20 protein-coding genes are annotated in these 25,260 nt (G+C 73.2%); 15 read left to right on the top strand and 5 right to left on the bottom strand.

Annotated elements, in window-relative coordinates; genetic code table 11:
- Position 1: 1 nt before the first annotated feature.
- From H299_RS0113005 to H299_RS33885, 4 genes are read left to right on the top strand one after another with little or no spacing between them, the layout of a single operon-like run.
- A complete protein-coding gene (locus H299_RS0113005; RefSeq protein WP_027748766.1) occupies positions 2-937 on the top strand; it encodes an NTP transferase domain-containing protein in 936 nt (311 codons plus the stop codon).
- Entirely contained in the window at positions 934-2,649 is a 1,716-nt protein-coding gene (locus H299_RS33880) for a molybdopterin-binding protein (RefSeq protein WP_051262417.1), read from the top strand. The genes H299_RS0113005 and H299_RS33880 overlap by 4 nt, the downstream gene beginning before the upstream one ends.
- Positions 2,646-3,707, top strand: a complete 1,062-nt coding sequence (locus H299_RS0113015; RefSeq protein ID WP_027748767.1) for a potassium channel family protein — start codon at positions 2,646-2,648, stop codon at positions 3,705-3,707. Before H299_RS33880 ends, H299_RS0113015 begins: the two co-directional genes overlap by 4 nt.
- Positions 3,708-3,727: 20 nt before the next feature.
- Complete coding sequence (locus H299_RS33885; RefSeq protein ID WP_051262418.1) at positions 3,728-4,396, top strand: SagB/ThcOx family dehydrogenase; 669 nt, start codon at positions 3,728-3,730, stop codon at positions 4,394-4,396.
- A gap of 311 nt (positions 4,397-4,707) precedes the next feature.
- On the opposite strand, the gene H299_RS0113025 is transcribed toward H299_RS33885, so the two are convergent.
- A complete protein-coding gene (locus H299_RS0113025; protein WP_027748768.1) occupies positions 4,708-4,923 on the bottom strand; it encodes a DUF397 domain-containing protein in 216 nt (71 codons plus the stop codon).
- On the bottom strand, positions 4,920-5,750 hold the full coding sequence (locus H299_RS0113030; RefSeq protein ID WP_027748769.1) for a Scr1 family TA system antitoxin-like transcriptional regulator: 831 nt from the start codon (positions 5,748-5,750) through the stop codon (positions 4,920-4,922). Before H299_RS0113030 ends, H299_RS0113025 begins: the two co-directional genes overlap by 4 nt.
- 250 nt (positions 5,751-6,000) lie before the next feature.
- Between H299_RS0113030 and H299_RS0113035 the strand changes: the two genes are divergently transcribed.
- From H299_RS0113035 to H299_RS0113070, 8 genes are all read left to right on the top strand, one after another.
- Entirely contained in the window at positions 6,001-6,180 is a 180-nt protein-coding gene (locus H299_RS0113035; protein ID WP_027748770.1) for an FxLD family lanthipeptide, read from the top strand.
- 232 nt (positions 6,181-6,412) lie between these two features.
- Complete coding sequence (locus tag H299_RS0113040) at positions 6,413-9,337, top strand: lantibiotic dehydratase (RefSeq protein ID WP_027748771.1); 2,925 nt, start codon at positions 6,413-6,415, stop codon at positions 9,335-9,337.
- 182 nt (positions 9,338-9,519) lie between these two features.
- Positions 9,520-10,794, top strand: coding sequence for a lanthionine synthetase LanC family protein (locus H299_RS0113045; protein WP_027748772.1), 1,275 nt, complete (start codon positions 9,520-9,522; stop codon positions 10,792-10,794).
- Positions 10,795-10,819: 25 nt separating this feature from the next.
- The gene (gene fxlM / locus H299_RS0113050; RefSeq protein WP_027748773.1) at positions 10,820-12,901 is read left to right on the top strand and encodes a methyltransferase, FxLD system; all 2,082 of its coding nucleotides are present in this window, start codon (positions 10,820-10,822) and stop codon (positions 12,899-12,901) included.
- A gap of 85 nt (positions 12,902-12,986) precedes the next feature.
- Entirely contained in the window at positions 12,987-14,105 is a 1,119-nt protein-coding gene (locus H299_RS0113055; RefSeq protein WP_027748774.1) for a hypothetical protein, read from the top strand.
- 124 nt (positions 14,106-14,229) lie between these two features.
- Entirely contained in the window at positions 14,230-15,207 is a 978-nt protein-coding gene (locus H299_RS0113060; protein WP_027748775.1) for an NAD(P)H-quinone oxidoreductase, read from the top strand.
- Positions 15,208-15,287: 80 nt separating this feature from the next.
- On the top strand, positions 15,288-15,743 hold the full coding sequence (locus H299_RS0113065; RefSeq protein WP_027748776.1) for a hypothetical protein: 456 nt from the start codon (positions 15,288-15,290) through the stop codon (positions 15,741-15,743).
- Between the two features lie 66 nt (positions 15,744-15,809).
- Complete coding sequence (locus H299_RS0113070; RefSeq protein ID WP_027748777.1) at positions 15,810-16,376, top strand: bacterial proteasome activator family protein; 567 nt, start codon at positions 15,810-15,812, stop codon at positions 16,374-16,376.
- Between the two features lie 66 nt (positions 16,377-16,442).
- On the opposite strand, the gene H299_RS33890 is transcribed toward H299_RS0113070, so the two are convergent.
- Positions 16,443-18,677 (bottom strand): phosphoinositide-specific phospholipase C-related protein, encoded by a 2,235-nt coding sequence (locus tag H299_RS33890; protein ID WP_051262419.1) that lies wholly within the window; start codon positions 18,675-18,677, stop codon positions 16,443-16,445.
- A 157-nt stretch (positions 18,678-18,834) separates the two neighbouring features.
- A complete protein-coding gene (locus H299_RS0113080) occupies positions 18,835-20,559 on the bottom strand; it encodes a protein kinase domain-containing protein (protein WP_027748778.1) in 1,725 nt (574 codons plus the stop codon).
- A 518-nt stretch (positions 20,560-21,077) separates the two neighbouring features.
- On the opposite strand from H299_RS0113080, the gene H299_RS0113085 reads away from it, so the two are divergent.
- On the top strand, positions 21,078-22,790 hold the full coding sequence (locus H299_RS0113085; protein WP_027748779.1) for a protein kinase domain-containing protein: 1,713 nt from the start codon (positions 21,078-21,080) through the stop codon (positions 22,788-22,790).
- 246 nt (positions 22,791-23,036) lie between these two features.
- Positions 23,037-24,116 (top strand): phosphotransferase, encoded by a 1,080-nt coding sequence (locus H299_RS0113090; protein WP_027748780.1) that lies wholly within the window; start codon positions 23,037-23,039, stop codon positions 24,114-24,116.
- A 37-nt stretch (positions 24,117-24,153) separates the two neighbouring features.
- Here H299_RS0113090 and H299_RS0113095 read toward each other — a convergent pair whose 3' ends face one another.
- On the bottom strand, positions 24,154-24,546 hold the full coding sequence (locus tag H299_RS0113095; protein WP_027748781.1) for a pyridoxamine 5'-phosphate oxidase family protein: 393 nt from the start codon (positions 24,544-24,546) through the stop codon (positions 24,154-24,156).
- Positions 24,547-24,734: 188 nt separating this feature from the next.
- On the opposite strand from H299_RS0113095, the gene H299_RS0113100 reads away from it, so the two are divergent.
- A complete protein-coding gene (locus H299_RS0113100) occupies positions 24,735-25,247 on the top strand; it encodes a pyridoxamine 5'-phosphate oxidase family protein (RefSeq protein ID WP_027748782.1) in 513 nt (170 codons plus the stop codon).
- Positions 25,248-25,260 lie beyond the last annotated feature (13 nt).

Here is a 25,260-nt window from a genome sequence, read left to right on the forward strand (position 1 = left end):
CGTGACCCCGCACCCGTACGGCCCGCCCGCCGCGTCCGCCGCCCTGCCGTACGGCCCGCCGTACGACGCCGTCGTGCTGGCGGGCGGCGGTGCGCGCAGGCTGGGCGGTGCGGACAAGCCGGCGCTCACCGTCGGCGCCCGCACCCTCCTGGACCGCACACTGGCCGCGTGCGCCGACGCGTCGGCCACCGTCGTGGTCGGCCCGCGCCGCGCCACGTACCGCCCCGTCACCTGGGTCCGTGAGGACCCGCCCGGCGGCGGCCCGCTCGCCGCGCTGGAGGCGGGCCTGCGGCGTACGGCGCGGGAGACAGTCCTGGTGCTCTCCGCCGACCTGCCGTTCCTGCGGCCCGCGACCGTACGGGCGCTGCGGGAACTGCGCACGGCCGGCGACGCCGCGGACGGCGCGGTCCTGCACGACGGCCGGGACCAGCCGCTGGTGGCGGCGTACGGCGCGGAACCGCTCCGCCGCGCGCTGGACCTGCTGCGTGCCGGACACGGCACCCTGCACGGGCTGCCGCTGCGCCTGCTGCTGCCCGGACTGGAACTGCGCCGCGCCGCCGCGCCGGACGCACCGGACGCCCTGGACTGCGACACCTGGCAGGACCTGGCCACGGCCCGGGCCCGGATCAGGGAGCATGGCAGCGTGCTGGACGAATGGACTGCCGCAGTCAAGACCGAACTGGGAATCGACCTCGACGTCGACACCGCCGCGCTGCTCGACCTCGCGCGCGACGCGGCGCACGGCGTGGCCAGACCTGCCGCACCGCTGACCACCTTCCTCGTCGGGTACGCCGCCGCGCAGCGCGGCGGATCGGCCCAGGACGTCGCGGAGGTCGCCCGCCGGGCGGCGGAACTCGCCCGGCGCTGGGCGGCGGAGGCGGAGCCGGGGGAGGCGGAGGCTCCGCCGGGAGCGGACGCGGGGCCGGGGACGCCATGAGCGGCCCGGACGAACTCGACGAGGCCCTCGCCCTCGCCAACGGCGCCCAGCCCGAGGCCGTACGCCCCACCGCCGCACCCTCCGACGACGACGGCCTCCTCCCCGGCTGGCTCAGCCCGGGTACGGAGTCCGGGGGCCGCGCAGGCCCCGTCCCAGGTGCGGATCGTGCGGCCGTTCGGCGGGATGGCGCGTCGCCGACCGGCGCGCCCGGGGACGACGTCTTCGCCGCGCCCTGGGTGCCGCCCGAGCGCCGCCCCGGCCCCTCCGCACGGGGCGGCGCCGAGCGGCCCCCGGCCCCCGGCCGTCCGGCGCCTCGCGCCACGGGAGCGGATGCGCCTGTGTCACCGTCTGCGGCGCGTTCCAGCCGCCCCCGGCCCCCCGCCGCCCCCGCGCTCCGCGCGGTCCGCTGGGGTGAGGCCCGCCGCCTCGCCACCCGGGCGGCCACCACCGCGCCGCCCGTCACGCTGCCGCTGGAGCGGGCCCTGCACCACGTACTCGCCGCACCGGCCGAGGCGCTGACCGACCTGCCCTCCTTCGACACCTCGGCCATGGACGGCTGGGCCGTCTCCGGCCCCGGCCCCTGGCGGCTCACCCCGGCCGGGCCGGGGGCGTCGCCGCACGGCCTCCTCGCGGGCTCCGGTTCGGCCTCCGGCTCCGGCGCCCCCGCTCCGCTGCCCGACGGCTGTGCCGTCCGCGTCGCCACCGGCGCCCGCATCCCGTACGGCGCCACCGCCGTCGTCCGCCGCGAGCACGCGTACGAGCACGCGTACGAGCAGGAACAGGCGCAGGAGCACGCGCACAGCACCCGGCTCCGGCTCCGCGACGACGCCCCCCGCCACGCGGCCACGCACGGCACCGACATCCGCCCGCGCGGCCAGGAGTGCCGCTCCGGCGACCAGTTGCTCACCGCCGGTACGCCCGTCACCCCCGTCGTGCTCGGGCTCGCGGCGGCGGCCGGCTACGACCAGCTGACCGTCACGCCCCGCCCGCGTGCCGAAGTACTGGTGCTCGGCGAGGAGTTGCTGCACCGGGGCCTGCCGCGCGGCGACCGCGTACGGGACGCGCTCGGCCCGCTGGTCGGCCCCTGGCTGGCGGCGCTGGGCGCCGACGTGCTGGTCACCCGGCGGCTGGGCGACGACGCCGAGGCCCTGCACGAGGCCCTCAGCACCACCACCGCCGACCTGGTGGTCACCACCGGCGGCACCGCCGCAGGCCCGGCGGACCACGTGCACCCCACCCTCCGCCGCCTCGGCGCCCGGCTGCTGGTGGACGGGGTGCGGGTCCGCCCCGGCCACCCCATGCTGCTCGCCGCCCTGGACGGCCCCCCGCCCGGCGAAGCGACGCCCCCCGGCCACGCCCCGCCCGGCGGCACCGGCCGGTACCTCGTCGGCCTGCCCGGCAACCCGCTGGCGGCCGTCTCCGGCCTGGTCACCCTCGCCGCCCCGCTCATCCGCACCCGTGCGGGCCGCCCCGCCCCGCTGCCCGTACACGCGGAGCTGACCGAGGACGTGCAGGGCCATCCCCGGGACACCCGCCTGGTTCCGGTGGCCCGCACCGCCGAACGGGGCGGCTCCAGCCCCGGGGTGGTGCCGCTGCGTTACGCGGGGCCTGCCATGCTTCGCGGTATCGCGGCGGGGACCCACCTCGCCGTCATCCCACCCGGTGGCGCGCCCGGCGGCACGCCCGTACAGCTTCTGGACCTGCCCTCTTGAACGCACGGAAAGTACGGAAGCCCAAGCGGGAGCCCGCGGACCAGCGCATCCTGCTGCCGCGCCCCAGCGTCGGCCCGCTGTGGCAGGTGGGGCGGCGGCTGCTCACCGCGCTCGCCGTGCTGTGGGCGACGGTCCTGCTCGTCTACATGGACCGCGACCAGTACTCGGACAACGACGACGGCAAGGTCGGTTTCCTCGACAGCGTCTACTACACGACGGTCACCCTCTCCACCACCGGCTACGGCGACATCGCCCCCGTAGGGGACGGCGCCCGCCTGATCAACATCCTGCTCATCACGCCGCTCCGCGTCGTGTTCCTGATCATCCTCGTCGGCACCACGCTCGAAGTCCTCACCGAGCGCACCCGCGAACAGTGGCGCCAGACGCGCTGGAGGTCCGCCTTGCGCGATCACACCGTCATCGTCGGCTACGGCACCAAGGGCCGCTCCGCCGCCGAGACCCTGCTGTCCACCGGCACGTCGCCGGAACGGCTGGTGCTCATCGACCCCAACCACCACGTCGTCAAGGCCGCCACGGAACAGGGCTTCGCGGGCGTGGTCGGCGACGCGACCCGCAGCGAGGTGCTCGTGCGGGCCGAGGTGCAGCGGGCCCGGCAGATCGTCGTCGCCCCGCAGCGCGACGACACGGCCGTGCTGGTCATCCTCACGGCACGGCAGCTCAACCCCAAGCTGCGGATCGTCGCGGCGGCGCGGGAGGAGGAGAACGCGCCCCTGCTGCGGCAGTCCGGCGCCGACTCGGTGATCATGAGTTCCAGCGCGGCGGGCCGCCTGCTGGGCCTCTCCATGCTCAGCCCGCACGCCAGCTCGGTGATGGAGGACCTCATCCAGCAGGGCACCGGCCTCAGCCTCAGCGAGCGCCCCGTCACCAAGCAGGAGGCGGGCCGCTCCCCGCGCGAGTGCGAGGACCTGGTCGTCACGGTCGTACGGGGGCACCGCCTGCTGGGCTTCGACGACCCCGAGGCGGCGCAACTCCAGCTCACCGACCGCGTGGTGGTCATCCACCGCTCCACCCCGTCCCACCCCTCGGTCGTGGACTAGACGAGGGGACCTCGGCGCGCATGGACCCGGAGCACGTACGCCTCGGCCCCGCCCCGTACGGCGGCCTCGCGGAGCTGCTGGGACGGCGTCGCAGCACGCGCCGCTTCGGCACGGCCCCGCTGACCCTCGGCCAGCTGACCGCGCTCGTCTGGGCGGCCCAGGGACGGACCGGCGACGGGCAGCGCACCTGCCCCTCGGCCCACGCGCTCCACCCGCTGGAGGTCACCGTCGTCGCGGGGCACGTCGAGGACCTCGCCCCCGGCGTCTACCGCTACGGCCCCGAGGAGCACGTGCTCACCCCGACCGCCTCCGGCGACCACCGTGCCCAGGTCGCGGACACGACCCTGGCCGACCGGGACTGGCTGCACCGTGCGGCGGCCCTGCTCCTGCTCAGCGGCGATCTGGACGTGGCCGCCCGGCACTTCGCGGACCAGCCGCCCAGGGGTCGCCGGGGCGAGCGGTACGTGTGGCTGGAGGCCGGGCACGCCAGCCAGAACGTCTACCTCCAGGCCACCGAGTCGGGCCTCGGCGCCGTCCTCGTGGCGGGCTTCGACGACGACGCCCTCCGCGCCCTCGGCCCCGCCCTGCTCCCCGCCGGACAGGCACCCCTCGCCCTGCTGGGCCTCGGCCCCGGCCTCGTCGGCGAGCGGGAGGGCGTGGGGTCTTCCCGCAGGCGCCCTGTCGGATGATGCCGTGCGGTTGCACCATGGATGGTCAACACCACCTGGGAAGGGGCGACCATGGGTGAGCATCGGAAGCCGGAGAAGGACGCACCTCCGCAGGAGAACCTGAGTGTCGCGGTTCGACGTGTTGCGGGAAGCGCTGGCGGTCGGGATGGAGCGTCGCGGGGAGTGGCCCGAGCGGTCCCCGTGGATCAGTCGAATCCCTGAAGCCGACGGAGGGGCACCGCGTACTCGAACTGGGCACGGGGACGGGTTGGAACGCCGCGTTGCTGGCTCAGCGTGCGGGCAGCACGCGGATCACCAGACTCCCCTCGGTCTCAGCCGGACAGCTCACCGCGCTTGAGCGCGGACACGAAGTCTGCCCAGCCGTTCACCCCGAAGAGCAGCGTCGCGTGCGGGGACTTGCTGTCACGGACGGGGACGACTCCGGAGCTGACGCAAGTCGGCGCCCACTCAACGCAGTTGGCGCCACCGTTGCCGCTGTAGCTCGACTTGACCCAGCGCGCACGGCTGAGGTCAGACGTGATGCTCATGTCGGAAGTGCCTCCATCACGGACCGGATGAATGCCGCCGAGTCGCCCGGCGACAGGGCGGACGCCCTCAGCAGATCGTATGCCCGCTGACGTTCTGCCACGCTCCTCGGCTCCTCCAGCAATGTGCCGGTGGTGATGCTCTCCTCGTAGGCCGCGCGTGAGCCGTCGTCCGAGGTTGTCAACGCCAGAGAGCCACCGACCAGCGAATGTCCTCCGTGTGCGAAGGGGAGAACCTGCACCATGGTGGTTTCCGTGTGCGTCAGCGCGACGAGCCGGGCCAGCTGTGCGTGCAACACGGCGGGTCCCCCGAAGTCCCTTCGGAGCACCGCCTCGTCCAGCACCGCCGAGTAGTCAAGCGGAGGGCCGCCCGTCAGCCACGACTGTCGGCTCATACGCGCGGTGACCAGCTCCTCGATCCTCTCCTTCCTGTCCCAAGGATTCGCCTCGCTGAACTGGGCCCGTGCGTAGTCCTCCGTCTGCAGGAGGCCTGGCACGATCTGCCCTCCGTACTCCCCGATGACCTGCGCCCGCGCCTCCAGCTCCATGCGGCGCTGGAACTGGTCCGGATGGATCTCCTTGCTCGCGAGCCGGTACAGCTCTTGGAAGATGCCGTCCGTACCGAAGGCGACATCCAGCTGTGCGGGCAGTCCGGGCGGCGGCATCGACTCTGCCGTCTCGATCCGGGCCAGATGGCTGCGACTGAAGTTCACCACGCCTGACAGTGCCTCAAGACTCATGCCTGCCAGCTCGCGCAGAGCACGCATCTTGGCTCCGAACAGGTGCCGGGCGCTCCGGTCGGGTGTCAGTTCGCGCGGGCGTGTGGGCATCGTGCAACTCCCATCTCCCCTATGACACATGGGACATGAACGCCTTCAGATTTCGGGCGCGCCGGGCGACTCTACACACGTACGGTAGTTGAACCCACACAGTGGTGACAGGGGGTGCATTCCAAGAGGGCGGCGCGCATCGACCGCAACCGCTGACCCCAGCTGAGCCGTCGCCGCGGCCTGGGCCCAAGATTCCCGGGCCCACTCCGGGCCCCCGGGACCTGCACCACCGAGTGCCGAGGAGGCATGTATGACCGTTCAACCGGAACGACCGGCCAGTCAGCACGGCGTCGGCAACGAGAGCCCCGGACAGGTCGGCTTCGACCTGGACGTCTCCCTCGTCGAGGTCTCCGACCCGGCAGGTCTGGTCAACCTGACCGACGACGGGTGCGGCAGCACATGCGGCGCCTGCGTCACCAACGTCGCGTGACCTGACGACTCGTGCTCCTAGAGGCCGGTGCCGGCCACACATCGCTGCGTGGCCGGCACCGGCCGTCCGCCCCTTCGCCCAACGGAGGTATGTGGTGGCTGCTCCGCTCTCAGGATTCCGAACCGGCACGACCGCTCTTGTACGAGCCGTAGCCCGGCAGACACCGCCGTGCCCTCCGCTTCCCGACCCTGACGACCGCTCTCCGGACGCCTCGGACGCCTGTGTCGCATGGCTGCGCACCGTCTGGTCGAACAGCGAGGTCGTCGAGGCCCTGCACCATGCCAGCCCGGTCCTGGGCGCGCAGGTACAGACGGTATGTGCTTCCGGGAATCCGTCTTTGCGCGACGTGCGGCGTACGTCCGTGTCCGTGGCCCGCTATCTGCTGCGGGCCGGACACCGGGCGACGCCCTTCGGGCTCTTCGCCGGTGTGACCACCGCAAGGTTCGGCCCGCAGGCAGACGCGGAATGGGGCACGGAGCACGTGGCAGTCGTCCGTGCGGGCGCGGAGTGGCTGTCCGCCATCGTCGGGCGGCTGGAGTCGTGCCCCGGCCTGCTCGAACGGCTGCCCGTGGTCATCAACAACACCGTGACGAGCCGGGGTGACCGGCTGATAGTTCCGTTTCAGTCGGACGACCAGGGCGAGCGGACGCGCGCGGTCGAAGTGTCCCTGTCCCTGACCGAACCGGTGCGCGCGGTCCTGGCCGCGGCCCGGGTCCCGGTCCGGTTCGGCGCGCTCGCTGACCAGCTCCGGGCACAGTTCCCCGCAGCCGGGCCGGAACAGGTCTGCCGCATGCTGGCGGAGCTGATCCGGCGGCGGGCGCTGATCACGAGTCTGCACGCGCCGAGCACCGAGACCGACGCGCTCGCGTATCTGCTCGGGCAACTCGATGCGATCGGCGCCGGCTCCCTCGCCGGGATTGCGGAGACGGTGCGGGAACTGCGGGCAGTCCAGGCAGGCCTGAAAGAGTCCACCACCAGCGTCGCCCGGGATGCAGCGGCTGCCCGGATGCGGGCCCTTGTGCCCGGCCTGCGCCGTCACCCGCTCGCACTCGACCTGCGCCTGAACGCGCGTTTCGTCCTGCCGGATGCGGTCGCCCGCGAGGTAGAACGCGCGGCCCTGGTCCTGACCCGCGTATGCGCCCGCCCCTACGGCACCGCGGCGTGGGGGGCCTACCACCAGCGGTTCTACGAGCGATACGGCATCGGCACGATGGTGCCGCTCCCAGAGGTCCTGGCGGACAGCGGCACCGGATATCCCGACGGCTACCCGGGCACGCCCACCGGTGCGCGTCGGCCACGCGTATCCGTCCGCGATGACGTCCTCGTACGGCTTGCACAGGGCGCCGCGCTCGACGGCCGCGACGAAGTGATCCTCAGAGACGAACAGATCGAGGCCCTGGGCGTGGGTCCCGACGAGCCCCGGCTACCGCCGCACATGGAGGTCGGGGTGCAGGTGCACGCGGCCAGCCTGCAGGAGTTGCAGCGTGGCCGGTTCCGGCTGGAGGTCGTCAGCGTGTCCCGTGGCGCCGGTGTCTGCTCGGGCCGGTTCCTGAGCGTGCTGGCCCCTGACGAGCGCCAGGACCTGACAGCGGAGCTGGCCGAGCTACCCGCGGCCGACGGCACCACCGTGCCCGTACAGCTCTCCTTCCCGCCACTTCTGCCCGTGAGCGCCCACGTCACCCGTACCCCGCGCGTCCTGTCCACGGTGCTCAGCCTTCAGGAGCACCGCGCCCCGGCAGACGACGTCCTTACCCCCGCCGACCTGGCAGTGGGGTGCGACGGCCGTCGCATGTACCTTGCCGTCCCCCGGCGCGGGCACCGCGTCGAGGCCGTCGGGATGCACGCGCTGCACCTCAGGACGCACACCCCGCCGTTGGTGCGATTCCTCACCGAACTGCCCCGCGCCCAGTGCGCGCAGGTCACCGTCTTCGACTGGGGAGCCGCGGCGGCCATGCCGTTTCTTCCGCGCCTGCGCTACGGGCGCACGGTGCTGGTCCCGGCCCGCTGGCGCCTGGAGACAGCCGAACTGCCCAGCGCTGCGCGCCCTCGGGCCGAGTGGGATTCCGCGCTCACCGAATGGCGGTCCCTGCGGCGGCTGCCACGGCGGGTCTGCCTCGTTCAGGACGACCGGCGCCTCTTCCTGGACCTCGACCAGGCCGGCCACCGAACCCTCCTGCGCCAGCACCTTGGCCGTACACGCGCGGCTGTGCTCACCGAGGCCCCGGAACCCGAGGCGTACGGCTGGTGCGACGGGCACCCGCATGAGGTCGTCGTACCGCTGAAGGCGACCCGGCCGTCGGCGTGGCCGCCTCTGCCTGCACCTACCCGGGACCGCGCCCTGTCTGCTGCCCAGATGCAGACGCCCGCCGCCTCCCCGGTGCTCCTGGCCGCCCTGTACGGCGACCCGCGCCGCCAGGACGTGCTGCTCTCACAGCACGTGCCCGGTCTCCTCGAGCAACTCGGCAATCCGCCTTGGTGGTTCATCCGCTTCCGCGACCCCGACCAGCACCTGCGCCTGCGCATTGCCCTCCGCAGCCCGGACGCCTTCGCCGAGACGGCCCGTACGGTGAGCGCATGGGCCGACACCTTGCGCGGGCTCGGCCTCCTGGCTGATCTGCGCTACCCCACTTCCTACCGTGAGATGGGCCGCTGGGGCTCCGGCGCCGCGTGGGAGGCCGCCGAGGAGGTGTTCCGGGCGGACTCACGCGCCGTCCTTGCCCAGCTCGGGCAGCCGCAACGCCCCGGTCAGCGCCCGATGGTGGCGGCCCATTCCGTCGCCGTCGCCTCCGCGTTCCTCGGCAGCACCGAAGCCGGGATGCGGTGGCTGATCGAACACATCCCGCCCACCGCCCCCGCGCCCGTTCCGCGTCCGCAGTTCGCCGAAGCCGTACGGCTCGCCGACGCGCGCGACAACTGGACGGCACTGCGCTCAGTGCCCGGCGGGACCGCCATCGTGTCGGGATGGGCCGACCGGGATGCGGCGCTCGCCGCGTACCGGCCGCACCTGCCCGGCCCTCACACCCAGGGCATCGCCATCGATGACGTCCTCACGTCCCTGCTGCACGTTCACTTCGTGCGGCACGTCGCTGTGAACTTCCCGGAGGAAGAGGCGTGCCTGCACCTGGCGCGCGCCGCCGCCCTAAGGGCTGTCCCGTAATCCGCGGTGGATCAGCGCACGGCGTCAGATGCGGTGCCCTGCAAGGCGGAGGGTCGTCCTCATACCGGGCCGTATTCGGACGATCCGACAACGCGGCAGGGGACCGTAGCTGGCGTCGTGCGCCCGCCGGGGATTACGGGACGGCCCTTAGCCTGGACTGCCCGCACAACCGGGAGGAAGCCGTGACCGACCGCCCCGTGCCCGGCCTTGCTGCCGCCGTCGCCGACCGGCTCGCCGACCCCGGCACAGCTCCTGTCGGGCCCCGAGCCGTCTCTTCGGACCGGCAGCACCTCGCCTACGGCCCTGCCGGGATTGCGCTGTTGCACATAGAGCTGGCCGCGAGCGGCCTCGGCCCGTGGCGGCGGGCCCACGACTGGCTTGCCGCCGCCGCGCAAGAGCCGCTCACCAGCGGCCCTGACAGCCACCCCTTCTACGGGGCCCCTGCCTTGGCCCACGCCCTGGCCTGTGCGGCCGACCATCTTCCCGGCGCCTACCGACGTGCCCTGGACACGATGGACCGGCAGGTCGCGGCCGACGCCGGGCGACGTCTCGACGCCGCACACCGTCGCATCGACGCCGGACGCCTGCCACAGCTCGCGGAGTTCGACACGATCCGGGGCCTCGCCGGATACGGCGCCTACCTGCTGCGCCGCGACCCCGGCGGCCCCATCGGTCAAGCCGTCTTCGACTACTGCGTGCGCCTCACCGAACCTCTCACCCACCATGGCGAGACCGTGCCGGGCTGGTGGGCGGAGACCGGACCCTCGGGCCGTCCGGACGACCGGTTCCCCGGCGGCCACGGGAACAGCGGCATGGCGCACGGCATCAGCGGTGTTCTCGCCCTCTTGGCCCTCGCCGCCCGCAACGGGGCCCTCCCCGACAGGCACCACGCAGCACTGCACACCATCCTTGCGTGGCTGGGCCGCTGGCGTGAGGAGACCGGCTGCGGGCCGGCCTGGCCGTATTGGGTGACCCGGGGTGAACTGCGCGCTGGGCGGCTTTCCCCGTCCGCGCCCCGGCGCCCGTCCTGGTGCTACGGCACCGCTGGCCTCGCCCGCGCCCAGCAGCTTGCGGCGCTCGCCCTCGGCGACACCGGCCGTCAGATCGACGCGGAGAACGTGCTCCTGGCCGCCCTCACCGATCCTGGCCAGATGAAGGCGACCACGGACAACGGCTTGTGCCACGGTTTCGCCGGCATCGCCCACCTCGCCGCCCGTACGGTCGCCGACGCCCACCCCTCAACCGAAGGACGGCTGCGCGCCGTGATCCCGGCACTTGCGGCCACGATCCACCCACCCGGCGTCGATCCTGCGCGCGTCGCGGAAGCACTGGTCCAGGACGAGGAGCGTGGGCCCGGCCTGCTCGACGGGGCCGCCGGAACGGCCCTGGCCCACCTCACGTCCGCCACCGTCGCGCCGCCCCGGTCCGCCTGGGACGCCTGTCTGCTCATCGCCTGACATCCCATCGACCGAAGGACCCCTGATGCCCACAGGCCACTGGCAGCAGCACGACATCACCTTCCCCGACCGGGAGACCGCACGGTGTGCCATCGCCGGACGTCTCGGCCCGGCCCTGCTCACGGCCGAGAGGCAAGGGCAGCTCACCGGCTGGTGGTTCATGAACAAGCAGCCCTGGCCGCTGCGGTACCTGGCCGACGAACCCTCACCCATCGTTGAAGCGCTGCTGCGTGAACTGGTCACCGACGGCGTGGCCACCTCATGGCTGCCGTACATCTACGAGCCCGAGACCGAAGCATTTGGCGGTCCGGAAGCCATGGACGCCGCCCACGAGCTGTTCCACCGCGACTCCCGCCACCTGCTCGCCCATCAGCGCGGGCCGGAACATCTGGGGCGCCGGGAGACGGCCGTGCTGCTGGTGGGCGCGATGATGCGGGCGGCCGGGCTGGACTGGTTCGAACAGGGTGACGTGTGGGCCAAGGTCGTGGCGTTCCGGCCTCCGGTCGTCCCTGTGACGCCCGAGCAATCGGCGGACCTGGCGCCTGCCATGCGAAAGCTCATGACGGCCGACACCCGCAGCCTGTGTCACCCGGGCGGCCCGCTCGCCGGACACGACGGATGGGTGGATTCCTTCGAACGCGCGGGAGCCGCGCTCGCGTCCCTCGCCCACGGCGGTGGTCTGGTCCGCGGTCTGCGAGCTGTCATCGCCCATCACGTGATCTTCCACGCCAACCGCTCCGGTCTCCCCCGGGACGACCAGAGCGCCCTGTCCCACATCGCGCGAGAGGTAGTCATGGGAACAAGGGGCAACACCGCGCCGACCGGCGAGTCCACGCCCGGGACCGATAGCGTCAAGGCGGTGAACTCAGCTACGCCCACCGCCCCGACGGCGGATGCCGAACGTCTCCGCAACGCCCTGGTCGACCAGCTCCACAAGGACGGACACGCCCGCACGCCCAGTGTCGAGAACGCGTTGCGCACCGTGCCCCGCCACCTCTTCGTGCCCGATGCGACTCTCGAGGACGCCTACGCCAACGCGCCGGTGAACATCAAGTACGACGCCGACGGCACGTCGATCTCCTGTGCCTCCCAGCCGGGCGTCGTCGCCCTCATGTTGGACCAGCTCCAGGTGGAGCCCGGACAACGCATCCTCGAACTCGGCTCCGGAACCGGTTACAACGCCGCTCTCCTCGCCCACCTAGCGGGCGAATCCGGGCACGTGTTCACCCTCGACGTCGATGACGACCTCGTGGAGGGCGCCCGAACACACCTCGCCGCCGCCAGGATCACCAACGTCCAGACGGTGACCCGGGACGGGGCACTCGGCCACGCCGAAGGAGCACCGTACGACCGGATCATCGCCACCGTGGGCGCGCACGGCGTACCGCACGCCTGGCTGAAGCAGCTCGCCCCCGGCGGCCGTCTCCTCGTCCCCCAACGCCTCAAGGGCAGCGTCTCCCGTTCCATCGCCTACGAGCAACGCGACGGCCGGTGGGTGTCCCTCGACAGCAAGATGAACACCTTCATGCCGCTGCGCCGGGGCATCGCCGACGACGGGCGCCGGGTCATCCCGCTCAGCGCCGATGGCACGGTCCGGCTTCAGGCACCCGCCGGGCAGAACATCGACGGCGATGCCCTCACCGGTGTCCTGGAGCAGCCGCACAACGAGGAGTGGACCGGTATGACGGTCCACGGCGTGGAGTCGCCGGAGTGGATGGAGCTGTTCGTGTCCTGCTCCGTACCCTCCGGTCTGATCCGGATGCTGTTCCCCCAGGCCGCCAAGGGCACTGTGCTCACCGCTGACCCCTACCCCTCGTCGACTGCGGCCGTCGACAAGGGCGCCGTCAGCTACCTCGCCCGGCGTCTCTCGGAGAAGAAGACCCCCGAGGGCGGCAAGCTCTGGGAGTTCGGCGTCATCGGCCACGGCCCCGGCAGCGACGAACTGGCCGCCAAGGTCGCCGACGCCGTCCGCACCTGGGACCGCGACTACCGCGGCCGTGAGGCCACATTCGAGATCCAGCCTCGCGACACCCCCGGCATCGAGCAGCGGCCCGGCCTGTTTGCCCTGGACACCCCGCTGAATCGCATCGTCGTCGACTGGCAGTGACGTCCCACGCCCAGCCGACGGTGGCCGCCAGCCGCACCGCTGGCGGCCACCGCCACCCGAGCTGTCACTCACACCCGGGGGACTCATGGACCCGCTCGGACCCATAGCCCAGCGCTTCCCGCTCGTCGCCCGCACCCGCCCCGCATGCCTCCCTCTGCCCCAGCGCGTGCACGCCCTGGCCGAACTCGCCGACACCGCGGCGAGACACGGAGACGCGAGCGCGGCCTCGACGGTCTGCAACCAGGCCGCGCTGCTCGCCTCCGACGCAGGAGACACAGACCTCGCCCGCGCGATGTGCCACCAGCACGCCGACGCCTACCTGCACGCCGCCCCGCTGTCCGGCGAAGCGGCGATCCGCGCCCTCGAACCCGTCGTCAACCTCGCACGCCTCCAGCTCCGCGCCGGACACCACGACGACGCACGACGACGTCTCCTGACCCTGTTCGACGCGGTCAGCACCGGGGCCCCGGCCTGGATCGAGGACATCGCCGTACCCGCCGACCTCACCGCGGATGCCGAAGGCCGCCACCAGGTCCGCGCGTGGCTGTGGCGGGTCGTCCTCGCCGACGGAACCCGCGCCCTGGCATGCGCCGGCCGCTGGCTGGAGGCACTCGTCCACGTCGAGGAGCACCGAGGCGTCGGACAGCGCATGCTCGACGGCCGCCAAGTCGCCGTCCTCGCCGCCCTCACCACCGGAGACAGCCCCGGGGCGCACCGCCTGCTGGCCGGCACCAAGCCCGGGGAGCCCTGGGAGAACGCCGTCACGCAATGCCTGGCCGTCCTCTGCCGCCGGGGTGCGGGCCGATCGTGGCAAGACCCCCTGCAAGGCCTGGTGAGCACCTTCCTCGAACGGCCCGACGAGGACGGCATGACCGTCTTCAACACGCGGCTCGGACTCGTAGCGCTGGACGTGATCGCCTCGCCCGCGGACCCGGCCACGCGCCTGGTGGTCGCGGAACTGCACCGCCGGACGATGGAGGCGAGCGACGGCTACGCCGCCCGGGAGACCCTGGCACACCCGTTGTTCACCGCGCTCGCCACCGAGCGGGAGGCGCAGGACTGCCGAAGTCTCCTCCACGCCTGCGCCCTCGGGACAGGGGTACTGCCCAGCGGCCTGCGCCGCCGACTTGCCGGGGCAGTGCGTAGGAGCGACCACACGATCAGGAGGAACGTCGCCCAGCGAGACCCGTCGGCCGCACCGTGAACCGCTCACGGCGCAAAGACGTGGATCGCGGGCGGACCGGTATATCACGAGAAGCGAAGGAAGGGGGATTCCCGGAGTCCTCGCCTTCGTGCCGGGCGGATGAGCCCGGAGTAGCGTCGGGGTCATGTACGCGATCACGATTTCCGAGCCCGGTGGACCGGAGGCCCTGGTGTGGGCGGAGGTTCCCGACCCCGTGCCGAGTGACGGCGAGGTGCTGGTCGAGGTGGCGGCCAGTGCCGTCAACCGCGCCGACCTGCTGCAGCGGCAGGGCTTCTACGAACCGCCGCCCGGCGCCTCGCCCTACCCGGGGCTGGAGTGCGCGGGGCGGATCGTCGCGCTGGGCCCGGGGGTGAGCAACTGGGCCGTCGGGGACGAGGTGTGCGCGCTGCTGTCCGGCGGCGGGTACGCGCAGCGGGTCGCCGTACCGGCCGGGCAGCTGCTGCCGGTGCCGCGCGGCCTGGACATTGTGGAGGCGGCGGCGCTGCCCGAGGTGACGTGCACGGTCTGGTCCAACGTCTTCATGATCGCCCACCTGCGGCCCGGCGAGACGGTGCTGGTGCACGGCGGCGCGAGCGGCATCGGGACGATGGCCGTGCAACTGGCGAAGGCCGTCGGCGCACGGGTCGCCGTGACGGCGGGCAGCCGGGCGAAGCTGGAGCGGTGCGCGGAGCTGGGCGCCGACATCCTGATCGACTACCGCGAGCAGGACTTCGTCGAGGAGCTGCGCGCGGCGACCGGCGGCCACGGCGCGGACGTCATCCTCGACCTGATGGGCGCCAAGTACCTGGAGCCCAACGTACGGGCGCTCGCCGTCAACGGGCGGCTGGCCGTCATCGGGATGCAGGGCGGCACCAAGGGCGAGCTGAACCTGGGCGCGCTGCTGGCCAAGCGCGGCGCGGTGACGGCCACTTCGCTGCGCGCACGGCCCGCCCACGAGAAGGCGGCGATCGTCGCGGCCGTACGCGAGCACGTGTGGCCGCTGCTGGAGGACGGCCGGGTGCGGCCGGTGGTGGACCGCACGCTGCCGATGCGGGAGGCGGCGCAGGCGCACCGGGTGCTGGACGAGAGCGCGCACGTCGGCAAGGTCGTGCTGATGACCTGACCGTGCCCGAGATGCCGGGTTCGGGGATGTGTGTGACGCTGGGTGAAGCCGCTCAACGGGTCCGGCACGGAGGGGAAGCAATGGGCCACTCGCGTCGTCACCGAGGCGGAATCGTCGGGACAGCCGGAGCCGCGCTGCTGGCCTGGGCGGCCTTGACGGCGCCGCCCGCCGCCGCCTCGTCCGCCGCCACGGAGCCGTCGCCCCGTCCGTCGCCCCCGGCGCACGCCGCGCACGCGGCCGACCCCGACCCCGCGCGCGCCGCGGACCAGGCACATCCCGCCGACCGCGCAGCGCTCGCGCACGGCACCGGCCCGGAGCCGTGGAGTCCGGAGCCGTGGAGCCCGGCGCCCGTCGCCTCCACCCCCGCGCACGACGGACGGGCGCTGGCCCGCACGGACGGCCTCGGCGACTTCGGCGAGGAGTCCCCGTCGCCCCGGAGCACCGGTCCGCTCCTGCCCGTGCTGCCGCTGGGCGCGGGGCTGACCTCGCTCGGCCTCGGCCTGGCCTTCCTCGCCCTGCGCCTGCGCCGCGCCTGACGGCCGCGCCTGCGCCGCATCGACCTGAACTCGGCGGTCGGAGGGAGGGGTGTGCAGAATGGGGGTATGACACAGCCGAGCAATGAACGGTCGCAGGAGAGCCCGCACGTCTTGGTCGTCGGCCCGGACGGCATGGCTCTCGGCAGCGCCGCCCCCCAGGGCGGCCAGGGAGAAGCCGACGCGCAGGCTGAGGTACCGGTGACGGAGATGGTGGAACAGCCCGCGAAGGTGATGCGGATCGGCAGCATGATCAAGCAGCTGCTGGAAGAGGTGAAGTCCGCCCCGCTGGACGAGGCGAGCCGGGTGCGGCTCAAGGAGATCCACTCCAGCTCGGTCAAGGAGCTGGAGGACGGCCTCGCGCCGGAGCTGATCGAGGAGTTGGAGCGGCTCTCCCTGCCCTTCACCGACGAAGGCGTGCCGACGGAGGCGGAACTGCGCATCGCGCAGGCCCAGTTGGTCGGCTGGCTGGAGGGCCTCTTCCACGGCATCCAGACGGCGCTGTTCGCCCAGCAGATGGCGGCGCGGGCCCAGCTGGAGCAGATGCGGCGGGCGCTGCCGCCCGGTTCCGTGCCGGACGACCTGCCGGGCCTGGACGACCAGGGCCACGCGCGCTCGGGCGGCCCCTACCTCTGACGCCCGCTGCCGCCCCTGCCGCCCTGAGCTGTGCCGGGGCGGCCCCAGCGCCGGGGCGTCAGGGCGTCAGGAGACGCGCGCCGCGTTCAGCTCCTCCACGGCGTCAGCCGCGTTGCCCAGGTTGGCGAAGTCGACCGCCACGAAGTTCACCGGCCGCCCCCGTTCCTCCGCGCAGCGCCGGGCACGGTCGAGGACGAAGCCCTTCGCGTTGACCTCCCCCGCGTCGATACGGCTGCCGCCGCCGTGCGTGATGAAGTGGTTGAGCAGGAACAGCTTCTTGTCCCGGCCGCCGCGATGGGGCGCGCAGCTCATCTCGTCGGGAGAGGCGAAGGCGTACGGGGTCTCCATCCCGTACTCGTAGTAGTTGCGGTACCAGGGGGCCGGGCCCTCCCCCTGCTCCGCGAACACGACCAGGCGGGTGTCCTTCTCGACCATCTCGCCCAGGCGCGGCCACCGCGCACCCGGATCGGCGTCCGGCGTGTACAGCAGGTCCTCGACGCCGGCCTTACGGAACGCGGAGGCCGTCTGCTCGCCGCTGATCCCGTTCTGCACGATCAGGGTGACCACCTCGCCCGGATGGTCGTCCAGCCAGCTGCCCACCTCTTGCAGCGTCTCGACCAGGGGGATGGCGCCGCCCCGGCAGATCGCGTGGCACAGCCAGAGTCCGGGCCGGGCCGGGCTGGCCTGGTCGATGATCCCGGTGAGCTGGCGCTGCGTGTCCGGTGCGAACTCGGAGACCTTCAGCCGCTCCGAGATCTCCTCGGGGCGCTCCCAGGTGTGGGTGTCGATCAGGAGCGCGCGGGCGCCGAGGTCGAGCTGCGTGGTGATGTCGGCGTCCTGGAGGGGGCTGATGAACTTGTCGGCGGTCGAGGACATCGCGTTGTGCGAGGCGAGGTAGGCGGCCTGGTCGTAGCGCAGGTCGCACAGCTGGGCCGAGCCGTTGCAGTACGTCCGCCCCGAACCCTGCGCCGCCGTGGGCAGCAGGGCGGGGCCCAGGACGATCGTGCTGGTGACGACCGCGCCGACGGCGGTCAGCAGGCTCCGCCGGGGGACGGGGGCCAGCCGCTTGCCCGCGGCGCGCCGCTCCCAGGCGAGCGAGACGCCGAGCAGCAGCAGCCCGGCCGCCACCGGGGTGAGCGAGGCGAGGAGCCCGGAGGTGGTCATCGAGCGCACGCCGGTCCGTTCCAGGTCCGCCACCAGGTCGACCAGCGAGGGCGGCCAGGAGTCGGGCGGCGTCCAGGTGAAGGATGCGGCTCGCCAGCGCACCAGCAGGAAGGCGACGGAGGTGAGCACGCCGCCCGCGACGAGCAGCGCGCCGAGGTTGCGCAGCCGCCGCGTACGGCGCTTCGGGCCGAAGACCCACAGGAAGACGACCGCACCGGCGCCGACGAGCACCGCGAGGCTCTGTGCCAGCCCCAGGCTGAGCTGGCTGATCTCGCGCGCAGACTTCAGCGCCCCCGTGTTCGCCCCGGACGCGCGCAGGTCGTCCGTCACGTTCCAGCGCCCGCCGTCGGCGATCTCGAGCAGGTCCTGCCGCGCCTTCTTGTCGCCGCTCCCCGCGTTCGTGCCGGGCAGGTACGGGCCGACGGCGGCGAGCGCGGTGGCCACGTCGCCGGTCGCGAGGGCGCCCTCGACCTGGGGGCGCAGCGCCGGACGCCGTTTCTCCGGCACGCTGGAGAGCAGCAGGTCCGCGGCGTCCGCGGCGGCCTTCTCGCTGAGGTCCACCCGTGGCAGGTCGGGCTTCCGGCCCTCGCCGAGCTGCTCCAGCGCGGTTTCGAGCTTCCGGAAGGTCGTGCGCCGGTCGGCGGCGGTGCTCTCCTCGACGCCGGAGACGAGGCTGCCCAGATAGATCTTGCCGAGGCCGCCCAGATTGGCCAGCACCGGTCTGAGGTCCACCGACAGGCGCAGCGTGTCGGTGTCGCCCCGGAGGTAGGCGAGGGCGGCGGCGATCTGCTCGTCCGCCAGCTGCCGCACCGTCGCGGCCGGGAGGACCGTCTTGAGGTTGGCCGTGATCACGGCTTCGGGCACCGGCAGGCGCGCGAGCAGGTCCCGGGTCACCGGCTGGGCCTGCGGGTCGACGAGCACCTCGTCGTAGAGCCGGTCGTACGCGCGCTCGTCGTCCAGGACGCCCTGGTAGAAGCCGCGGTTCAGCGCCGTGGCCCGCAGCGTGCCCGCGCAGGCGAGGGCCACGACGCACAGCACGGTCAGCACGCTCGCCGCCACCCGCGCCCGGCGCAGCCACCGCGTGTGGCGCCACCCGGCGGGAGGGGCCGGGGGAGGGGGATCGTCACTCTTCGTCACAGGAGTACGGCTACCGCCCACTTTCCCCCCTTTCCTGCTGGACCGGGCTCTCTGCGCCACACTAGGTCTTCCCGGCGCGTCAAGGGAAACCGCGCACGCACGCGTACGGCCCGGCGCCCCCCGAGGGGTGCCGGGCCGTACGCGGAGACGCGGGCCGTCAGTCCGGCTGGCCGGTGGAGACCGTCAGGTCGATCTTGTCGGTCTTCGGGTCGAACTCGTCCATGCTGTCCGGGTTCTGCTCGAGCACCATGTTCTTGCCCCAGACGTTCTCGTCCTCCTCGGTGACCTCGCCCAGCTTCCAGCCCGCCGAGCGGATGCACTCCTTGACCGAGGAGAGGTTCTTGTACGTGAACTCCGGGACGTACTTCTTCGTCTTGTCGCTGTAGTGGTCCCGAGCCTCGGTGCACTCGGTCTTGTCGATCTTCTTCGTCGTGTCCTCGGGCTTGAACTCCTCGGCCTCTTCGGTGGGCTCCGCGCTCGCCCCCGAGTCGCCCGTGTCACCGGTGTCGCCGGTGTCGCCACCTGTGCCGCCGGGGGCGACCGTCTCGGTGGGAGTGGCCTTCTGCTCGTCCGCCTCGGGGTTGCCGCCGTCGCCGCCGCTCGTCGCGACGACGACGATCACCGCGATGACCACGGCGACCGCCACCACGGCGGCGCCGATCAGCATCGGCGTGTTGTTCTTCCCGCCGTTCCCGTTCCCGCCGTGGCCGCCGTGTCCCCCGGAGGGCGACATCGTGTACGGCGGCGGGGTCTGCGCGCCGCCCCCCTGCTGGGCGTACGGGGCCGGGGTCGGGAATCCCTGCTGGCCGTAGGCCGGGGTGGGCGGCGGCGTCGTGGGCCCGTACGAGGGGTACTGCTGCGGCTGGTACGGCTGCTGCACGCCGGGCGGCGGCGGGGTGCCGGTGTCGCTGACGGGCGGGAAGACGGACTGCCCGAGCCCGGCACCGCTGGCGGCCGGACCGCCGCTGATGATGATCGGTGTGGCGCCCGAGGCCGAGCCGGAGCCGCTGATGCGGGCGCACTCGTCGCGCATCGCCTCGGCGGAGGGGAACCGTTCGTTCGGGTTCTTCTTCAGGGTGCGGGCGACGAGCGCGTCGACCGCGGGCGGCACCACCTGGTTGATGGTGGACGGCGCGACCGGCTCCTCCTGGACATGCGCGTACGCGATGGCCAGCGGCGAGTCGGCGTCGAACGGCAGCCGCCCGGTGATCAGTTCGAAGAGCATGATGCCGACCGAGTACAGGTCGGAGCGGGCGTCCACACCGCGGCCGAGCGCCTGCTCGGGGGAGAGGTACTGCGGGGTGCCGACGACCATGCCCGTCTGGGTCATCGAGGTGACGCCGGACTGCATGGCGCGGGCGATGCCGAAGTCCATGACCTTGACCACACCGCGCTTGGTCACCATGACGTTGCCCGGCTTGATGTCCCGGTGGACCAGGCCCATCTCGTGGCTGACCTCGAGCGCGGCCAGCACGTCGCTGGTGATCTTCAGCGCCTTGTCGGCGGGCATCGCGCCGAACTGCGCGACATCCTCGTCCAGCACCGTCCGCAGCGGCTTGCCCTCGACGTACTCCATGACGATGTACGGCACCATCGCGCCGTCGATCTCGTCCTCGCCGGAGTCGTAGACCGAGACGATGTTGGTGTGCGTGAGCTTGGCCACCGACTGCGCCTCGCGGCGGAACCGCTCGCGGAAGGACTGCTCGCGGCCCAGCTCGGTGTGCAGGGTCTTGACCGCCACCTGGCGGTCGAGGACCGAGTCGTACGCCAGGTACACGGAGGCCATGCCGCCCGCGCCGAGGAGGCTCTGGAGCTGGAACCTGCCCCCGCCGACCGTACGGCCCAGGTACTGCGCGGCTCCGTGTGCGCCGTCGTCGCTCATCTGACTGCTTCCCCCTTGGCGGCGCTGTACCGGCGCATGTGTGTCTGGGCGTTCCATGATCCGCGGGCCCGCCGGGCCCGGCGGCGGACCCAGGCGCCGGATCGGTTCAGCGGCCGGTCCCGTGCTCGTGCGTCCGTGCTCGTGGTCGTGCTCGTCCTGCTCTTCTGTGCTTCGCGTCGTGCTGCGTGCTCGTCTGTCCGTGCTGGTCGTACTCGCGATCCAGTGATCCCGATACTGGCCCAAGTCTGCCCGAGGGCTCCGACACGTCAAGCTCGTTGCCCGTTCCGTGACCGGATGCGCATCGTGTGCCCACATGGAAGAGACACAAGTCTCACGGATCGGGCGCGGCCTCCGGTGCCGGGGTGCCGCCGGGGTGCTGTGAACTTGCCAGCGGGATGTCGCAGCCGGTTGTATGGGAGTTCTGCCCCGGTCCCGGCACCCACCACGAGGCGGTAGCCTCCAGCGGGGGAGAGCCTACCCAACCGCATCACCCGCGGACCGATCGACGGCGAGGACTGATGGCACAGACGCAAGCCGCTGGGGGCCCCTCGGAGCCCGACGCGACGGGCGGGTCCGCGGGCGGCTCGATGCCCGATTCGCCGGAGATGTGGGGTAACGGCGGGCTCGTCGGAGACGGCCGGTACCGCCTGACGCACCGCCTCGGCCGCGGCGGCATGGCCGAGGTCTTCGGCGCGGAGGACGTCCGCCTCGGCCGTACGGTCGCGGTCAAGCTGCTCCGCTCGGACCTCGCCGAGGACCCGGTCTCCAAGGCCCGGTTCACCCGCGAGGCACAGTCGGTCGCCGGGCTCAACCACCACGCCGTCGTCGCCGTGTACGACTCCGGCGAGGAGTTCATCGGCGGCAACGTCACGCCGTACATCGTGATGGAGCTGGTCGAGGGCCACACCATCCGGGAGTTGCTGCTCAGCACCGACTCGCCGCCGCCCGACCAGGCGCTGATCATCGTCTCCGGGGTGCTGGAGGCGCTGGCCTACAGCCACCAGCACGGCATCGTCCACCGCGACATCAAGCCCGCCAACGTCATCATCACCGCGGCGGGCGCGGTCAAGGTGATGGACTTCGGCATCGCCCGCGCGCTGCACGGCGCCTCCAACACCATGACCCAGACCGGCATGGTCATGGGCACCCCGCAGTACCTCTCCCCCGAGCAGGCGCTCGGCAAGACGGTCGACACCCGCTCCGACCTGTACGCCACCGGCTGCCTCCTGTACGAACTGCTCGCGCTGCGCCCGCCGTTCACCGGCGAGACGCCGCTGTCCGTGGTCTACCAGCACGTCCAGGACATCGCGGTGCCCCCCTCCGAGGTCTCCGACGCGGTGCCCCCGGAGCTGGACGGGCTGGTCATGCGCTCCCTGGCCAAGGACCCGGACGACCGCTTCCAGAGCGCTGAGGAGATGCGCGGCCTGGTGCAGTACGCGCTGCGCATGCTCCAGGAGCAGGGCAGCCACACCGGCGGCCTGTGGAACACCGGCCCGGCCGGTGCCGGCGGGGGCACCACCCCGGCCATGGGCACCCCCGGTGTCGGCCCGCAGGGCCACCCGCAGCACGGCGAGACCTCGCAGCTCGGCCCGCCGCTGCTGATGGGCCGCGCCGACCGTGATGACGGGGGATTCGACGGCGGCCCGCGCGACGGGCGCGGACACGGCGGCGGCAAGGGCGGCGGGATCAAGTACGCGCTCATCGCCTTCCTCGTGGTGCTCGCCATCGGCGGCGGCATCTTCTTCGCGCTCAGCGGCGGTGACGGCGACGGGGGCAAGAAGGGCCCGGCGCCCGAGACCAGTTCCTCGGAGCCCAAGGAGAAGAAGACCTCCAAGGAGCCCTCGGAGCCGGCGCCCGAGCCGGAGGAGCCGGGCGACACGGGCGGCGGGGACGACGACGACTGGCAGCCCGACCCGGAGCCCACCGGCACGCTGCCCACCCAGGACCCGACCTTCCCGACCGCATCCCCCACGGGCCCGCCGAGCGAGACGGACACCGGCGCCACCGAGGGCACCCCGGGCGGCGGCGGCGACACCGACCCGGGCCAGGACGTGGGCGGTAACGAGGACCCGGCCGGGGGCGGCGGCGACACCGACCCGGGTGGCGACGCCGGCACCATCGAGGGCACTCCGGGCGGCGGTGGCGACACCGACCCGGGTGGCGACGCCGGCGGCGGCGAGGCCGGGGGCAGCGGCGAGACGGGCCAGGGAGCCCTGGGCGAGACCGGCTGAGGACGGCGGACCGGACCGCAGACGCGGCCCGGCCCGGCCACCCGGTGCCAACTCGCCCCGGGCCCAGCGGGGTTGCACCCCCTATATCACAGTCACGGTGGGCGACGGCTTCGTGGCCCGCAGTCGTTTACGATGCGGCTCGTGCAGCCGACAACCACACGCGTTCCCGCGCCCGCGCTCACCACCTGGGAGCGGTACGGCGCGGGCTCCCGGCGTCCCGCGGCGCCGCTCGCCGACCCGCTCCGCATCGCCCCCCAGGTCGTCACCGCGGTGCTCACCCGGTACCGCGTGGGCGAGGCCCTCTCCTGCGAGCCGATCACCCTCGGCCTGCTCAACCGCGGCTACCGGCTCACGACCACCCGCGGCCACTTCTTCCTCAAACACCATCTGGACGCCGACCCGGCCGACCCCGGCCCGCTGGAGGCGCAGCACCGGGCCACCGCCCGGCTCGGCGCGCTCGGCCTGCCCGTCGTGCCGCCGGTCGCCGCGCCGGACGGCCGTACGGTCACCGTCGTCCGCCGCCGCTGCTACGCCCTGCACCCGTGGATCGAGGGGCGCCACTGGCACGGCGACGAGCTGACCGACGGCCAGTGCCGGCGCCTGGGCAGCCTGCTCGGCCAGGTGCACACCCGGCTCCAGCAGGTCCTGCCCGACACCGCCGCCACGGCCGCTCCGGCAGCCCCGGCCCTGGCTCCGACCCCGGCCCCGGCCCCGGCCGACGGTGTCCCCGGGCCGCTGTCCGCCGACCCCGACGAGACCGACGCCCTCATCGACACGCTGCTCTTCCGCATCCGGTCCCGCCCGGCGCGGGACGGCTTCGACGAACTGGCCGAGCACCGCCTGCTGGAGCGCCGCCGCCTGCTGCGCCGCTACGGGGAGTGCCGCCCCCGCGCGGGCGCCGCGCCCGTGGCGGGCTGGGTGCACGGCGACTTCCACCCGCTGAACCTGCTCTACCGGGACACGGTGCCCGGCGGCCCCAGCGAGCCGGTCGCCCTGGTGGACTGGGACCGGCTGGCCGTGCAGCCCCGCGCGGAGGAGGCGGTGCGCGGTGCGGCGATCTTCTTCGTCCGCCCGGACGGCACGATGGACCTGGCGAAGGTGCGGACGTACGCGCGGGCCTACCGCCGCTGCGCGAGCGCCTCCCCCGACGAGCTGAGCGCGGCGGTGCACCGGGTGTGGTGGGAGCGGCTCAACGACTTCTGGATGCTGCGCTGGCGCTACGAGCTGCGGGACGGCCGCGCCGATCCGCAGTTCGCGGCGGCGGCGGCGCTGGTGGTGTGGTGGTCGCGGCAGTACGAGGCGGTGCGGGCGGCGTTCTGCGGCTGACAGCCGCCGCCGGGTCCGCCCGCCGCCGGTCCGCCCGTCAGGCCAGCCGCTGCACGGTCGTGAACCGCGGCTCGACCCGCAGGTACACGGGCACGAACGGCTCGGTGCCGGCCGGCGCGGCAGGCGGCCCGAACCGCGCCAGCTCGGCCGCACCCGGCTCCACCAGCCGCGCCTGACCCACGAACTGCACCGACCACACGTCCGTACGGCCCCCGCCCGCCGCGCCGATGTTGTCCGCCTCGTACGCGACGACGCTCCCGTCGAACGCCGAGTGGCAGCCGTGGCCGCGGTGGACGCGCAGCAGCACCGAACGGTCGACGACGATGTGGCGGGCGACGGTGATCAGCGGCATCGCGTGCCTGCTGGACGCGATCCTGCCGTACGGCGTGCCTTTCAGCAGCTCGATCGCGCGTGCTTCGTCGGAGGCCATCCGTCCACTGTGACGCACCCCGCCGCCTTGCCCAGCCGGTCGGGAGACCCTTGATGCGGGACCTTGGACCTATGGAGTGGCGGCGCCGCGCCCGTGCGCCGCCGCTGCCCGATGAGTTCGGCTCCGCCGGGGAGTCTGCACGGTGGCACACCCCCGACCCGCGGGGGCGTACGGGAAGGACCGGCGACATGACGGACAGGACACCGCGGACCGAACTGGCCACCGGGTTCAGCGACGACAAGGCGGTGGCTGTCCCGTGGGAGCGGGCCGAGGCGATCCTCGGAGGCGCCGAGCTGTTCTGGATCTCGACCGTGCGCCCGGACGGACGTCCGCACGTCACCCCGCTGCCCGCCGTGTGGCGGGACGGCTCCCTGCACTTCTGCACCGGGCCGAACGAGCGCAAGGCCCGCAACCTCGCGGAGAACCCGCAGGTCGTGCTGACGACCGGCACCAACACCTGGAACCGGGGCTACGACGTGGTGGTGGAGGGCGAGGCGGTCCGGGTCGTCGACGACGCCCGGCTGGCGGAGCTGGCCGGGGCGTGGGAGGCGAAGTACGGCAGCTTCTGGCACTTCGAGGCGCGGGACGGGCACTTCCACCACGGAGGCGGCAAGGCGCTGGTCTTCGCGGTGGAGCCGCACACGGTCTTCGGCTTCGGCAAGGGCGAGCCGTTCAGCCAGACCCGGTGGCGCTTCGCCTGAGCCGCCCTGCCCC

This window comes from Streptomyces sp. CNH287 (genome assembly GCF_000424825.1).

Bases quoted from the DNA above. Each gene is read 5' to 3' on its own strand.
- H299_RS33885 (WP_051262418.1), top strand. From the start codon at position 3,728: ATGGACCCGGAGCACGTACGCCTCGGCCCCGCCCCGTACGGCGGCCTC.
- H299_RS0113085 (WP_027748779.1), top strand. From the start codon at position 21,078: ATGGCACAGACGCAAGCCGCTGGGGGCCCCTCGGAGCCCGACGCGACG.
- H299_RS0113080 (WP_027748778.1), bottom strand. From the start codon at position 20,559: ATGAGCGACGACGGCGCACACGGAGCCGCGCAGTACCTGGGCCGTACG.
- H299_RS0113065 (WP_027748776.1), top strand. From the start codon at position 15,288: ATGGGCCACTCGCGTCGTCACCGAGGCGGAATCGTCGGGACAGCCGGA.
- H299_RS0113100 (WP_027748782.1), top strand. From the start codon at position 24,735: ATGACGGACAGGACACCGCGGACCGAACTGGCCACCGGGTTCAGCGAC.
- H299_RS0113070 (WP_027748777.1), top strand. From the start codon at position 15,810: ATGACACAGCCGAGCAATGAACGGTCGCAGGAGAGCCCGCACGTCTTG.
- H299_RS33880 (WP_051262417.1), top strand. From the start codon at position 934: ATGAGCGGCCCGGACGAACTCGACGAGGCCCTCGCCCTCGCCAACGGC.
- fxlM (WP_027748773.1), top strand. From the start codon at position 10,820: ATGCCCACAGGCCACTGGCAGCAGCACGACATCACCTTCCCCGACCGG.
- H299_RS0113060 (WP_027748775.1), top strand. From the start codon at position 14,230: ATGTACGCGATCACGATTTCCGAGCCCGGTGGACCGGAGGCCCTGGTG.
- H299_RS0113035 (WP_027748770.1), top strand. From the start codon at position 6,001: ATGACCGTTCAACCGGAACGACCGGCCAGTCAGCACGGCGTCGGCAAC.
- H299_RS0113030 (WP_027748769.1), bottom strand. From the start codon at position 5,750: ATGCCCACACGCCCGCGCGAACTGACACCCGACCGGAGCGCCCGGCAC.
- H299_RS0113095 (WP_027748781.1), bottom strand. From the start codon at position 24,546: ATGGCCTCCGACGAAGCACGCGCGATCGAGCTGCTGAAAGGCACGCCG.
- H299_RS0113055 (WP_027748774.1), top strand. From the start codon at position 12,987: ATGGACCCGCTCGGACCCATAGCCCAGCGCTTCCCGCTCGTCGCCCGC.
- H299_RS0113025 (WP_027748768.1), bottom strand. From the start codon at position 4,923: ATGAGCATCACGTCTGACCTCAGCCGTGCGCGCTGGGTCAAGTCGAGC.